Below are 13,879 nucleotides of genomic sequence, written 5' to 3' on the forward strand. Positions count from 1 at the left end.
GGATTACCCCTCAACAGAAGTTGGCCATGATGGCCTGAGGTCTACTTTTGAACCCCGTTAAAAATGGGGGGATTACCCGTCCATGTGGGGAAGATTCCTTATCTATGGTACTAACGGATATCAGTTTCAGAAAAATTAAAGATAACTTGATAATATGTTCTTGATCTTCTCTTTGCTCAAAAAGTTTGATTCAATTTTATAAGTTTTACTGTCGTTGCCTTTTTCTACAAAAAATACCGTGGACTTATCCGGTCCGATAAAATAGAAAAATTCCTTATCGTCACTTAACCAAATACCAGAATCTCTGTTTTTCATGAAAACATACTGAAAAGATTCAATCGCCTCTTCGTTGCATTCGGATTCGTTTTTGCTTAGAACAGACCTAAAAAAACTTCCGGGCTACAGCCGCCAGTATTTACTTCCTTGTCTAAACTAAAGCCAACGATGTCCTTGCCAGGCTCATCACTGTATTTTGCGATTAGGATTTCGCTATCTGTCCCAAGGTATCCCACTACAATAGGGTTGTTAGGGATATAGAAATCAAGTTTTCCGTAAACGACACGTAAATCCCTGCCACTTGCTGATAGTGAAGAAGAAAGAAGTGATATAAGCGCTATAATAAAAAACTTATTCATATTAAAGCCTCCACAAGGCTGCGCGAATATGGGTTTTATAGTTTGCAGAGACTTGATCCCGACACATATTATAAAGGGAGGTATCCCCAGACATTATTCGCTGGCCGATTTTTGCTATTTCTTTGATTATGTAATTAATGCCTGGCGTGTAAGTCGGTCTTGGCACTAGATCTACTGAAGCAGTACATGACTGCGCTTCTGTGAGGGCTTCGTACATTACTTTCGCTGAGTTTTCGTTCACTGAGTGAGGCTTTGCCAAACCTTGCCAGAAAAAAATTTATCACAGCAGCCACATATTCCCTGTCATCTGATTTCATTCCATTCTCCTTTTTGATAATAACTCTTCGGTATCTTCCTGATACCGAGAAAAAGCATACCAAGCCCGCTTAGTTAACTCTATATATGACAGCACTGGTTCGCCCGATGGCCAGTGCCCATAGCGCCTACCATCATCGGCGGCAAAACCGTAGCGGAGCGGAGATTGTGACATTCCGGCGCATGGCCTGGCTATGTTTCGCTTTCTGGTAAGTCGAGCTGCCTCTCACTCCGCCAGACTCGGATGAGCACAACCTCTGTGGCCTGCCTGAGGTAGACAACCCGAAATGGCACGTGAATCAGTTCGCGAATATGATCCAGATTGAATTCAGGAACAACTCGGCCAGCATCAGGGTGGAGCTGAAGCATTCCACAATGCTCCAGGATAGTAGTCACGAAATCATCACCGATATGTGGCACATCCTGCTCTCTGTAATACTCCTGAATAGCCTGTAAGTCCTCAAGAGCGGACTGTGTGATGCGTAATTCCATTTACTTGATGCCCAACGTTCTCTTGGCGTCCTCCAACGACACGGTGTTGCCCTCGCGAACATCCATCAGCCCCTGCGCCACAGCCTTTACAAACCGCAACTCCTCCGCGGTTCTCTCATAATCCTCAAGCCCCTGAACAACCGCTATGCCGCGGCCACGACTGGTAAGCAGGATTGGGCGATGCGTATCCTGAGCCCGGCCAACCACCTTTCCGGGATTGATCTTCAGGTCTGATAGAGGAATGACATCTTCGGAAAATTTCACATGCATAGCGATTACCCAATCAACGAAAAGGTACTATTAATAGCACCGGTTAACAGGTGCGGTCAAGAAGCACAATGCCTTCGTAATGGGTTGGTTTTGAGCGTCATCGGAAAACCAATCCCGGAGAAACGCCCTGTGCGGAGCCGTCGGTCCGACGCATAAGCCTTTCTTTGTATAAGCCCTAATGCGGTCGAGTTTGTCCGTCCTGGTTGGCTCGCTGTACAGCCGCTAGAACCAATCTGGCAAAAACCATGGAGCAGGTCTGTGAAGACCATTCTCCTGTGAACATTACCCGGAGCAAATCACAGTCCGTGGTCATGATCTCTCCTGAGGACTACGAGGCGCTGCAAGAGACCGCCTATTTCCTGCGAGCACCAAAGAACGCCCGTCGTCTGCTGGAATCCGTTGCCGAGCTGGAGCAAGGCGGTGGTCAGGAAAAGGAACTTTTTGAATGAAACCCAGCTTTGATATCACTACTGATTTAACGCTTGCATCATGCGCGACCTGAGAGGGGCTGGGTGTCCGGTGGCCCAAAGGCCCGGAACAGACTTAATAGTCTTCTTATAAATCATTGGCTGCAATCAGACGAGTGGTTGATGCCATCCGTGGTAGGAATATCACCCAGCTCGAATGGATTAACACCCTCTATGCAGGCCACGTTTACTGCAAACTGATTTGGGTTTGAGCGTCTTCTGTGGTGTGTATAGATCCCGCAGGTAGAGTAAAAGTAGTGTTCAGCCGTCCTGATATTGCACTGATAGAGGGTCAAATTCTCTGCACCCTGCAGAATCCTGAAAGCGGATAGCGGAACCGAGGTCACGACAACGCCACGACGTGCGCACATTGAGCAATTGCAGCGACTCAGGTCCCATCAGGTCAATCAGTTCCTGAAGCCATCTTAAGGGTGGAGGTGAGGGATAGTAGTCGCGGCGACCACTATCCCTGTTTTCAGTGGATCAGCTAAGAGATGATCAGTGGCTGTGCTGCCGCCTGGTCAGTGTTATCGCCACGCTAACCACAGCGGAAGCGGCCAGGGCACCAAGGAAGGGCGCCAGGGTAGGGATGCCGCCGGGGAAGCTTGCGGCCAGGAGACCTGCCGTCAGGCTACCACCGGTGACCCAACCGGGAATGATGGCGCCGGCCAGGCCGGCGAGGCCGCCGAAGACGGCTGCGATGGTGGTCATTCGCTTCCACAGGCCCATCAGTACCGGTATCACTGCCGTTGCGCATAGCAGGTCGGCGATCAGGAACAGCCTCAGTACCGATACACCCTGAAGTGCCACAATCACCACGGGAATCATCAGGATGACGGTCACCCATCGCGCCGATGTGATTGAGAGCCCCTGCTTCTCGGTCACCGCCAGGGAGGCCAGGGCGTTCTGGAGTGTGTCCACGGACGAGGCCACTAATGTGAGGGCCAGCACCAGGGCGGGAATGGTCAGCCAGGCGGGGGCGCCGGACAGCAACGCAAAGAAGGGAATGGGTGGTGAGCCGAGATCCGCCCCGCTCATGGCGGCGGAGATGCCCAGGCTGCCGACCACGGCAACCACGATTATGGTGACCACGCCACCCAACAGCGCGCCGCTGCGCAGCGCCGAGGTGTCCCGCGCCGACCACAGCCGCTGCCAGTAGCCCTGGTGAAACAGGTTGGCAGCTGTCACCGCGATGACCAGGGTGAGAGCAACGCCCAGCGCGCTGCCAACCGGGGCGGAAGGCGCGTTGGAGGCCTGCAGTTCCGGCAGTCGGTCCATGGCCACAAACCCGACAATAGCCAGCAGGCCGATAAGCAGAAAGGCCTGCCACTGGTCGGTAACAATGCTGGCGCGCAGGCCGCCCCATGCGGTGTAGATCAAGGTGGCAATAGCCACTCCGAGCACTGCCAGGTTACCGTTAACCCCGGAAAGAAGGGAGGTAATGGCTCCTATGGCAGTGAGTTCCGCCGTCAGGAAACACAGCATGTAGAGGACGGAGATCAGCGACACGTAGCGGCGAACCGTCGTGCCATAGCAGGCGTGGGCGAACTCGCCGATGCTGCGGCCGCCCGGCAGGTAGCGTCGAATGGCCGGGCCGCAGAAGGCAAACACGATAAAGGGCAGGGCGGCGCCCAGGGCATAGCCGGCCAGCGCTACTGGCCCCACCAGGGCACCGACTTCCGGGGGTGCGAAGAGTATCCAGCCGCCCATGCCGGAGGCCAGGAATGACAGCCCAAGGGCCCGGGCACCCTGGCTGTTGCGGGCGGTGACGTAATCATCCAGGCCGCCATCGGCCAGGCGTGCCCGCAGTCCCAGCCAGGTAAACAGAACAAGGGCAGCCGCGAGGGCTGCTACCGTAGTGTAAAGCATGGTGATTTTCTCCGCCGATCGTAAAGCCCGGAATAGTGACATATTCCGGGCGATGCTGCGATTGACCGTTGCGGATGTGCTTTACTGTAGGGAGCGTTGTTCCGGAATTATCCTGAATGGGGAGGACTCATGAGCAACCGCAAAGCCGAACTTGAAACCCTGCGCGCTGACCTTAAGGCGCGCCTTACCAAGTATGAAGCCCACCAGCAACGCCAGGACGGCGCCCTGGAAAAGGACTTTGAAGAGCAGGCCGTGCAGACCCAGAATGACGAGGTGGTGGACTCGCTGGAGACCGAAGCCCGCAGTGAACTGGCCCAGATAGAACACGCCCTGCAACGGATTGCCGAGGGGGTGGGCGACGAGTGCGAAGGCTGCGGCGAGGAGATAGACCCACGCCGGCTGCAGGTACTGCCCTACACCACAGTCTGCGTGGACTGCGCAGAGGACTGATCTCCGCTCATTCCCCCTGAATCTTGCTCAGCAGGTCCTTGGCCAGCTCGATGGCCTCCGACCGGTGGCTGATGTTCTGCTTCTGATAGAGGCTGCGTATATGGGTCTTGACGGTGGTGGAGGCCACCTTCAGGTGCTCGGCGATCTGGTCGTTGGACAGGCCGGCATGGATCAGGCTCAGTATCTGCCATTCCCGGCGGGTGAGCGGTGACGTGCGGATCAGCTCCGGCACGTCCGGCCGGTCGATAATGTCCTGGATAATGGCTTCATCCAGCGAGATCCGGATGGCGCGGCTGAAATCCCGTTGCTGCTGCGCCAGTTGAATCAACCGTTCGGCCCGCTGCAGTTCCATGCCCTCGATAGCTTCATCGTTGATCAGTGCTTTCAGGATTACGATCAACACCTTGCCCATGCGTAGGAAGCTGCCAACAGCGCCGGTGGTGCTGGCCAGTTGAAGGGCCGCCACCATGTGCTTCAGCGCGTTCTCGCGGTCTTCGGTATTCCAGTAAAGCAGCGCCAGTGCGATGTGGTTGCGGTTAAGGTCGGTTTTCAGCCCGACCTGTTCCGCCACGGTTTGCAATTCGGACAACAGCGGCTGCGCTTTGCTGTGTAGGCCCAGACTCATGTAGGCTCTGGCCCGGTTGCGGCCGTTGCACTGGTTGAAGTGGTTGGTGGCCCGAGTTGCATCCACCGGCGGTGCGATGGTCAACCAGCGCTGGATAGATTCCCTGTCGCGGACGGCGTCCCAGTAGGCCAGCATGGTGGCGTGTGCATTGGCAACCCAGTCCAGATGGTAGTCCCCGGAGGCCAGCATTTTCTGGATCTTGGCGATGTAGTCTGCGCACAGGCTTTGCCGGCCCCTGGCGTGGGCGACCTTGGCCAGGGAGGTGTAGCTCTGCACATACCAGCGTTCGCCCTGGGCTTCGAGGATTTCAATGCCCTGAAGGGCGCAACGCTCTGCGTTTTCCAGGTGGTGCCATTCCCACATGATCTGGCTGCGGATGCGAAACAGGAACTCCAGGATTGGCAGGTGGTTGAGGTGGTTCTCCTCGGCGTACTGGAACCCCCGCTCCTGGATGTTGTAGGCCTTTTGCAGCAGGCCCATGGCAACGCTGATCTCGGACTGCTGGCACAGCGCCCAGATAACATTCTGATGGGCCTGGTGGGCGCGGGCAAGGTGTTCGGTTTCCTGCATACGGGCGAGGGCTTCTTCCAGCTCGCCCTGGACAAACAGGGCTTCCCCGATGACGGATGCGGCTGCCACGCGGGAGGTGGGCAGGTATCGGGCTTCCTGATCGATGGCTTCGCGGGCCAGCACCAGCGCTCGCTCACCGTCACCGTAGTTCATCGCCACCTGGGCGCGGATAGCACTGAATTCGCCATGCACGGCACGCTGGGTATCCTCCGTCATGGAGGCTTCCAGCCTGGACTCCGCAGCCGACAGCCAGTTTTCCACTTCATCAAACTTGTACTGGCCCTGGGCCACCCAGGCGCGAAGCAGCGTCAGTGTGGGGTCCTGGGCGATCACGTCCTGAGGCAGGGCGTCCAGGCATCGCTGCAGCAGGATAAACTGCCCTTCGGTGAAGAACTTGCGACCGTGAATGGTCAGTACCCGGGTAATTCGTTCCGGGTCACCAGCTGCGATGGCGTGTCTGGCGGCCTCTTCGGCGTGGTCCAGTTCCAGCCAGGCGTCGCTGGCGCGTTGGTGAAGCTGTTGTCGGTTTTCTTCGGTGGTGCAGCTCAGCAGGTGCTGAAGGTACACGGAAAACAGCGGATGGTAGCGGAACCACAGCGCGGAATTGTCCACCGGGGTAATAAACAGCCCCATGGACAGCAGGCCGCTGAGCAGCGCCTGGCCGTCGCTGTCGTCCATCACGCGCATGACCATCCTGGCGTTGAAGCGGTCCAGTATGCTGGTGCGTAACAAAAATTTCCGTTGTTGTTCCGTCAGCCCCTGGCCAACCAGTTCATCGAAGTAGTCAAAGATGTGCTGGTTGCCAAATTCGAGCTGATCCACAAAGTCGTTGAACTCGATACTGGTCAGCGCGGAGGCCGACAACAACTGAAGTGCCGACACCCAGCCCTCGACCCGCCTGACCGCCCGCTCGATGCTTTCCCTTGAGATCTCAAACGGCAACCGGCTTTCAAAGTAATGCTGTGCTTCGTCGGCGCCGAAGGCCAGATCCCGGGAGGTGATCTCGGTCATTCGTCCCTGCATCCTGAGTTGGGCAACGCCTATGGGCGGCACTGTCCGGGTGACAAGAACCAATGTCAGGCTGGCGGGTTGGTGCCGCAGCAGGAAACGTAGTGCGTTATGGATGTCGTCGTTGTCGATCAGGTGATAATCGTCGAGCACCAGGTACAGGGGCTCTTCGTCCAGGGGGAGCTCCGCAAGAAGGTCGGTAAGAAAGCCTTCCAGGTTGTCGTAACCCTGACTCTGCAGTTTTTTCAGCGTGGCGGTGCAGCTGCCGGGGGCTGCCACTTCCAGTGCATTGGCCAGGTAGCCCGCGAATCTCGCCGGGTCATTGTCCCCGACTTCCAGACGATACCAGGCGGTTGTTGCATCCAGTGCCTGCAGGCGGTCGGCCACGGTGGTGGTTTTGCCGTAACCGGCGGGGGCGTGAACCAGCAACAGGCTGACCGGCTCCAGGCCATGGAGAAAGTCGTTGAATTTTTCCCGGGGTAGAAGGGCGGGCGGTGGTTGGGGGCTCTGGTTTTTGGCAGATATGAACGTCAGTTGTCCCGGATTCAGTGTTGTTGTCATCAGGATCTTCAGTAATTGGTGTCAGACAGTAGCAAGGAATGTGATACCGGCTTTCACCTCCCGCGTCAACTTCCACCTGCCGGATCTGACGGGCATGAACCAGTTCTCAAAACCGGCAGGCCGGGCCCCTTCTGCACCAGCAGATTTGAGGCACAGTTATCTTTAAGGAATTAGCGATTTCGGTATCTTACCGTAACAACATGTAACCCGGAAAACGTGATGTCTAATAATAACAGGGACTTCGTCTGACCATGCTGCTGGTACTCGCCGGATCCATCCTTACATTCACCATGGCCCAGGAGGCGACCGTGGTGGAGCCCTATCAACAGGGCACCATCGTGATTGAACAGGATTTCGATACCAGCCCCATCGAGTTGCGAACCGATATCCGCGTCGAGCCCCTTGTCGAGCAGAAATTCCGCAACATTGTGCGCCAGGCCTATGACTACAGTTGCGGCAGCGCCGCGCTGACCACGGTTCTCAACTTCTATCTGGGAAGGAACCTGGGCGAGCGGCAGGTTATGGAAGGGCTGCTCCATTACGGCGAAAGCGAACGAATCGTCCAGCGCCGTGCCTTCTCAATGCTCGATATGAAGCGTCTGGTCACCGCCCTGGGTTATCCCTCCGGTGGGTTCCGCGCCAAGATTGAAGACCTGATCGACCTCGACCACCCGGCCATCGTTCCCATTCAGCACGCCGGTTTCAAGCACTTCGTTGTGCTTCGAACCATCCGTGACGGCCGTGTGTACATGGCCGATCCGGCAGTCGGCAATATCTCCTTCACGCTTGCCCAGTTCGAGGAGAAGTGGGATGACAACGTACTTTTCATCGTGTTCCCCGGCAGTGACAAGCCGCTGGATTATCTCGAGTTGAAAGAAGAAGACCTGCGGTTTGTGGACGACCAGACAATGACATTACTGGCATTGCAGGAGATGCCCGAATTCCACGAATCCACGGAACGCCGGATACGGAACATGCTGGAGCGCCAGAAGAACAATCCGGACGGCAGTGTTGAAAATACCCGGAAACAACTGTTTTACCGTCGCCATTAACGTGCCGCCGGGCACGAAGCCGCGGCACAGGAACCAATACAATTAGAAATAAGGGAGTCAGGATGAATCGTTGGTTAGTGCGAGGTTTTATCCTTTTTTCCGTGACTGGCCTTTTACCAAACATGGCGTTGTCGCAGGAAGGAAACGTGGACGAAGCGAGGGAAGCGCTTGCCAGGCAGGAGGGTGATGAAGATTCATCCAAGCAACTGGAAGAGGTGTTTCAGGCGGCCGAGACCAGCTATTCGCTGCAGAAAAAGGGTACTCACTCCCTGAACTATTCGTTCGACTATTCCTACACCGGGGACCAGCGTCTCGACCTGGCCATCACCGATGGTTCGGTCCGTAACCTCGACGTGGTTCCGTCGGCTACCCACAACTTCACCAACGCGTTTTCTTACGACTATGGCCTGCTGGACAACTTGACGGTCGGTACACGGGTGCCACTGGTCGTCAAGTACGACACCCAGGATGAACTGAATATCTATGATTTTGGGGATATTTCGCTCACAGCGCGCTGGCAGCCTTTTGCCTACGTTCCGGGCAAGATGTCTACCACGGTGTTCGGAACCCTCACCTCCAAAACCGGTGTCAGCCCTTACGAAATCGATATCGACGAGCAACTGTCCACCGGCAGTGGCTACTATTCAGTCGCCGGCGGTGTAAGTTTTTCCAAGGTGCTGGACCCCGTGGTTGTGTTCGGCTCCACCAGTGCCACCTATAACATTCCGGAGACCGGCCTCCAGCAGGTCCGGGGTGCCCGGGTACTGCAGGAGATTGAACCCGGCTTCGGGCTTTCCGGCTCCGCCGGCTTTGCCTATTCACTTTCTTACGATATTTCCCTCAGCATCTCGGCGCAGTTGAGTTACAGCGACCAAACCATCCTGTCCTTCAGCGACGGAACCCAGGCCGTCGCCCAGGACCAGATGAGCGGCTTCCTCAGCATGTCGCTGGGCACCCGCGTGAGTGATACCACCATCGTCAACACCAGCCTCGGTATAGGCCTGACCGAAGACGCACCTGATTTCTCGCTGGGCGTGTCCCTGCCCATCAGATTCTCAGGTCTCAAAGAGTGAGTTCAGCCTCTGACGTTTTACGGGAAGGGAAGATTTCATGGGAATAACCAGCCACAAGAAACGGATTGCCGGTGCCATCATGGCTGCCTCGGTGACCTGTGGTGTCGAGGCTCAACTGGCGCAGAACCTGACAATCCACCCGAAGGCCCTGGCCCTGGGTAATGCTGTTACGGCTGACCCACCCGGCATTATGGCCATCCACTATAACCCGGCGGGGCTGACCAAGCTGGATGGGCGCCAGCTTGAAGTCAACCTGATGAGCATTTACCTGGACATCGACGCCGATTTCCACGCCCCCGATGGCTATGAAATCTTTGGTATTGATGGCCTGGAAACCGATCCGCTGACAGGCAAGCAGCGGGACCCGGTCGCCAATAAGCACAGCCACACCAATAACGTCGCGTTGTACATACCGGGGTTCGGTATCATGCGTGCGCCGCCGGGCCCGGCGATTGCGCCTTCAGCTGGTGTCAGCATCAACCCTCCGGGCTCCAAACTGACCTTTGGCAATGCCTTCTACCTGCCACTGGCAGCTGGTTTCTACCGCGACAAGGACGACCCCGGTCGTTACATGCCGCAAGCCACAGCCCTGCAAAGGACGACCTATCTGTCGCCGACCGTGGGCTACAAGATCAACGATGAATGGGCAGTGGGTGCCGGTATCCATCTCTCTCACATGGGGATTGCAGCCGACCAGTACATGCGAGCACCTAACATGCTGTTGGGTGTCGCGGAAGTGCTCCAGGACGCCTTCAACTGTGAAAGTGGCGATGAGCCCCTGCAGCCCTGGCTTGCCCTGTGTGGTGGTAACGTCGGGCCTTGGGACGATATCGGTGCGTTGAACATCAACGTACAGGAAACCCTGTCACCCACCTATGCGCTTGGCGTGATGTGGGAACCGAACGACTGGTTTAACTGGGGGGCCAGCTACACCTCCGAAGCCGACATGAACATGAAGGGCACCTTCGAGATCGAGTACACCGATGACTGGTCCGGCTTCTGGCAGAGCGTGAACGGTTCCGTACTGGGTGCCATCACCTCCGCGATTCTCAGCCTGCCGTCCGGTGCTCCGAGGGAGGCCGGTAATGTCTCCATGGACCTGACCTACCCGCAACATTTTCAGACCGGTATCAGCGTGGATGTTCACCCCAAGCTGACCGTAAACGTGGATGTGGGCTGGACGGACTACAAACAGTGGGATGCCTTTGTGTTCCGTTTTGACCGCAATCTGGAGTTTCTCAATGCCGCCCGGATCCTGTCGCCGGACAATGCCACACCCAGCACATTGCGGTTGCCGCTGGGCTTTACCGACCAGTGGAACTGGGGCTTCGGGCTGGAATTCCATGCGTCATCCCGGCTTGATTTGCGCGCCGGTGTGGAGATCCGCGACTCGGTGATTCCGGATGATCAGCGCCAGATCATGGCTCCGTTCGGTGGAGCGAACCTTTACAGCATTGGTATGGGGTACCAGTGGGACAAGGATACGGAGATCGACATGAACCTGAGCTATCTGCACTCGGTTGAGACGATTCCCGCAAACAGCAGTTGTAACCTGAACTGTGACAATATTACCAATATCATCTACAACCCCTATGCGGGTCTGGATGTGAAAACGTCCCTGCGGGTGGTGATGGCGGGCCTGAGTTTCCGCACCAAATTCTGACGCGAACGCGCCATGAAAAAGCGCGAAAGGGTGATTTGCCCGATGTACAAACATCATTTCATGGTTGTTACCTGTCTGGCTCTTGTGCTGGCGGGCTGTCAGTCTTCAGGTTCCGGGCCCTCTGGCAGCCGTGAGGGTTATTTTACCTGGGTGGATGAGCAGGGACGGGTCCGGCATTCGCCCATACCTGAAAGCTCCGCCGGGCAGGATGACAAAGACGATAACGATGACGAAGGTGGCAGGGATGATACAGACACCGCCGAGGAGTCATTGGCCAGCGGATACGATGAAGAATTCAACCTCGAAAACTACCCGGATGGCAATCAGCTCGAGAAAGACGGTTATATCCGACCGGGCGATCCCAAGCCGTATTTCACCTGGACAGACGCCCAGGGCAACATACGAGTCAGCTATTATCAGCCGGACACGCGGACGGCTGTGGAAAAAGGGCGCATCAAGCCGCCTGTCCAACTGACAGAAGCCAGTATTCACCAGGCAGGCACTGACCCGGAAACGCCCGTGCTACCCGAAGGAGCGGACCCGGAGGCCCTGGCCGTCCTGGGGCTGGCCCCTGGTGAGGAAACTTTTTTCGAGCAATGGTCCCGGCAGTGCTGCCAGGACATTGAGCAGTCGGAGCCGGAACCCTGGCAGGAGGGCCGCGAATTCGGGGTTTCCGTGGACCAGAGTGCACCCCGTCACGCGTTCAGCACCGGGGAAAGCCATTACCGGTTGATCAGGCTCCCGTCCGCCGGCAAACACAATGATTTCATTCTTCACCTCAAGTCATTTAACAGGGACGGAGTGTTCGTACCCTCGGTTGCGTTTCTTGATGAATCTTTTGCGCCGTTACGTATTGTGACCGATCTGGTTGCGAGCTACGTTCCTGAATCCTGGCATCGGTACGGCTACCTTCACTCTTACATACCGGTGTTTCCCGGGCGGGGCGAGCGCTGGATGGTGATCTTCACACGAAATACCGACCTGGAAGGACAGACGGTGATCGAGGGAAAATACGGGCCCAGGGCCATTCCCCACACGCGTACCGGTGAACTCAGCCTGTCCCGGGAAGGCGAGTGAGGGTCAATCCTCAGGGCGGCTCAGGTCCAGCCACTGCTGTGAAAGCCAGTAATAGCTGCCATCAGGTGCCGGGTGCGTACAGTTGTAGCGAAAGCGGCGGCTGTTGAAGCTTTTCGGCGCCTTGAGGATGACTTTGTCCGCACCTGAAACTTCAAAGTCAATGCGTCCCTGACCGGAGGCAAAACACGTCAGGCGGTCCACACTGATGGATTCTGGCACCGTGAACGTCAGAGTTGGTGGATTGTTCGAGATAACGCCATCCGGGAGTTTGCTGGCGTCGACTGGCAGCGCCTTGCTGCGTAGTTTATTTTCCAGGCTGTTCAGTTGGCCGTAGGCGTTGGCCATCGGAAACCGGGGCAGGCGGGTGGCGTCCGAAGTCTGGCCAATAGCGCCGGATTGTTGGCCAAAGCCCAGCCAGTCTCGCTCAGCGATTTTCTCCTCCAGGGCCTCATCAAACTCGCCATAGGGGTAGGCAAACATGGGCACGTCGACGCCCAGCCTTTCCGAGAGCGTTTCCTGGGCGCCATCGAGGCTGCGTTCAACGCGCTTTTCCCAATCACTTTTGGACTCGTCCGGGCGTCTCGCAAGGTGGCCATGGTTCTCGCTATGGTTGGCGATGGTGGCGGCGCCCCGATCCCGGAGTTCTTCCAATTGATCCCAGGTCATATAGCCATGGCCGCCCACGGCATCGGTATTGACGAATACGGTGTACTCGTAGCCGCGATCCTCCAGCAGCGGCGCAGCCCGTGAATAGACGGATTCGTAGGCATCGTCGAAGGTGATGGCAACCTGTTCAGTGCTGCCCAGCTCTCCTGCAAGCGCCACACGGGTGCTGGATTCCAGCGGGACAACCTCCAGCCCAAGATTGTCGATCATTTCCAGTTGCCGCTTAAATAACGATACCGACGTGCTGGTGGATGATGGTGTTGAGTCGCTGACATGGTGGTATTGCAACACCACCAGATCAGCGTTTGCCGACATGGCAAGGCCTGCCAGTGCCAGCAGGAGGAGTGAGCAGGCCGTTTTTCGTTGTGCCATTGGAGAATTCCCTTTGAGTCTGATTTTCCCGCGGAGTCAGGTCCGGAAGTGTGCCTTGAGTACGGCGAAAGCCTGGTTCAGATCCTGGATGGTTTCGGTCTCTCCGCCCCGATCCGGGTGAGCGTGCATAACCGCCCGGCGAAATCGCTGCTTTACTTCGTCAAAACCGGGAGGAACCGATTCAAAACCCAAGGTTGCTGCCGCCTCACGTGCCTCGGTGACTTCCGGCCGATAACCGCTCCGCCCGGCCCAGAAATCATCCATCATCCGGTTGATGGATTCCTCCGGCATTTCATATTTCGACAGGTCCAGATAGAAATTCCGCAACTCGTCCACCTGGTCGGGTACGCCAGAGCCGGCCACCACCGCGTTTTTGCGCAGGCGAATCACCAGTGGTGAGATTGTCAGCGTCTCACCGCCGATGGCAAGCTGGTCCCTTAGCCGGTACAGCACGTGGAACAGCAGGAAGTGGACCGGATAGAGCTTGTCCGGTTCCCCGAAATTGACCTTGCCAATAAGTTCCCACGGCGGTCTTTGCAGGGTCTTGATAAGCCCGAGCTCGTTGATACCTGCCGGGTTCTGACGAAGGACGTGTTCGACGGCAACCAGCAGGTGCTGAATCTGGAAATTCAGTTTTTCGTCGCGAGCGTCCGTCTCCAGTGCCCGGCTGCCGTTTGTTGCGGTATGGAATTGATTCATTCCTCAATGGTAGGG

Annotated in this window: 13 protein-coding genes; 6 read left to right on the forward strand and 7 right to left on the reverse strand. The window is 56.7% G+C overall.

The features are described from left to right. Positions 1 to 371 precede the first annotated feature (371 nt). From NLU14_RS17400 to NLU14_RS17410, 3 genes are all read right to left on the reverse strand, one after another. The gene (locus NLU14_RS17400) at positions 372 to 635 is read right to left on the reverse strand and encodes a hypothetical protein (protein WP_275708878.1); all 264 of its coding nucleotides are present in this window, start codon (positions 633 to 635) and stop codon (positions 372 to 374) included. A 507-nt stretch (positions 636 to 1,142) separates the two neighbouring features. Beyond that, positions 1,143 to 1,442 (reverse strand): type II toxin-antitoxin system RelE/ParE family toxin, encoded by a 300-nt coding sequence (locus NLU14_RS17405; protein ID WP_275708880.1) that lies wholly within the window; start codon positions 1,440 to 1,442, stop codon positions 1,143 to 1,145. Then, entirely contained in the window at positions 1,443 to 1,712 is a 270-nt protein-coding gene (locus NLU14_RS17410; protein ID WP_275708882.1) for a type II toxin-antitoxin system Phd/YefM family antitoxin, read from the reverse strand. Between the two features lie 203 nt (positions 1,713 to 1,915). Between NLU14_RS17410 and NLU14_RS17415 the strand changes: the two genes are divergently transcribed. Next, on the forward strand, positions 1,916 to 2,161 hold the full coding sequence (locus NLU14_RS17415) for a type II toxin-antitoxin system Phd/YefM family antitoxin (protein WP_275708884.1): 246 nt from the start codon (positions 1,916 to 1,918) through the stop codon (positions 2,159 to 2,161). Positions 2,162 to 2,677: 516 nt separating this feature from the next. On the opposite strand, the gene NLU14_RS17425 is transcribed toward NLU14_RS17415, so the two are convergent. Continuing rightward, entirely contained in the window at positions 2,678 to 4,048 is a 1,371-nt protein-coding gene (locus NLU14_RS17425; protein WP_275708887.1) for a sodium:solute symporter family transporter, read from the reverse strand. 129 nt (positions 4,049 to 4,177) lie between these two features. On the opposite strand from NLU14_RS17425, the gene NLU14_RS17430 reads away from it, so the two are divergent. After that, positions 4,178 to 4,498 (forward strand): TraR/DksA family transcriptional regulator, encoded by a 321-nt coding sequence (locus NLU14_RS17430; protein ID WP_275708890.1) that lies wholly within the window; start codon positions 4,178 to 4,180, stop codon positions 4,496 to 4,498. A 7-nt stretch (positions 4,499 to 4,505) separates the two neighbouring features. Here the strand turns inward: NLU14_RS17430 and malT are convergent, their stop codons facing one another. Next, positions 4,506 to 7,262: an HTH-type transcriptional regulator MalT gene (gene malT / locus NLU14_RS17435; RefSeq protein WP_275708892.1), complete on the reverse strand. Its 2,757-nt coding sequence runs from the start codon at positions 7,260 to 7,262 to the stop codon at positions 4,506 to 4,508. Between the two features lie 251 nt (positions 7,263 to 7,513). Between malT and NLU14_RS17440 the strand changes: the two genes are divergently transcribed. From NLU14_RS17440 to NLU14_RS17455, 4 genes are all read left to right on the forward strand, one after another. Beyond that, a complete protein-coding gene (locus NLU14_RS17440) occupies positions 7,514 to 8,314 on the forward strand; it encodes a C39 family peptidase (RefSeq protein WP_275708894.1) in 801 nt (266 codons plus the stop codon). Positions 8,315 to 8,376: 62 nt separating this feature from the next. Continuing rightward, entirely contained in the window at positions 8,377 to 9,387 is a 1,011-nt protein-coding gene (locus tag NLU14_RS17445; protein WP_275708896.1) for a transporter, read from the forward strand. A gap of 37 nt (positions 9,388 to 9,424) precedes the next feature. Further along, positions 9,425 to 11,050, forward strand: coding sequence for an OmpP1/FadL family transporter (locus tag NLU14_RS17450; RefSeq protein WP_275708899.1), 1,626 nt, complete (start codon positions 9,425 to 9,427; stop codon positions 11,048 to 11,050). A gap of 12 nt (positions 11,051 to 11,062) precedes the next feature. Beyond that, complete coding sequence (locus NLU14_RS17455; RefSeq protein ID WP_275708901.1) at positions 11,063 to 12,127, forward strand: MalM family protein; 1,065 nt, start codon at positions 11,063 to 11,065, stop codon at positions 12,125 to 12,127. 3 nt (positions 12,128 to 12,130) lie between these two features. On the opposite strand, the gene NLU14_RS17460 is transcribed toward NLU14_RS17455, so the two are convergent. Together NLU14_RS17460 and NLU14_RS17465 are read right to left on the reverse strand one after the other, a co-directional pair. Then, the gene (locus NLU14_RS17460) at positions 12,131 to 13,165 is read right to left on the reverse strand and encodes a polysaccharide deacetylase family protein (RefSeq protein WP_275708904.1); all 1,035 of its coding nucleotides are present in this window, start codon (positions 13,163 to 13,165) and stop codon (positions 12,131 to 12,133) included. A 36-nt stretch (positions 13,166 to 13,201) separates the two neighbouring features. Next, positions 13,202 to 13,864 carry a DNA-J related domain-containing protein gene (locus tag NLU14_RS17465; protein WP_275708907.1) on the reverse strand — a complete coding sequence of 221 codons (663 nt, stop codon included), beginning with the start codon at positions 13,862 to 13,864 and terminating at the stop codon, positions 13,202 to 13,204. Between the last annotated feature and the right edge of the window lie 15 nt (positions 13,865 to 13,879).

It is taken from the genome of Marinobacter iranensis (assembly GCF_029207565.1).
Lineage (GTDB): Bacteria > Pseudomonadota > Gammaproteobacteria > Pseudomonadales > Oleiphilaceae > Marinobacter > Marinobacter iranensis.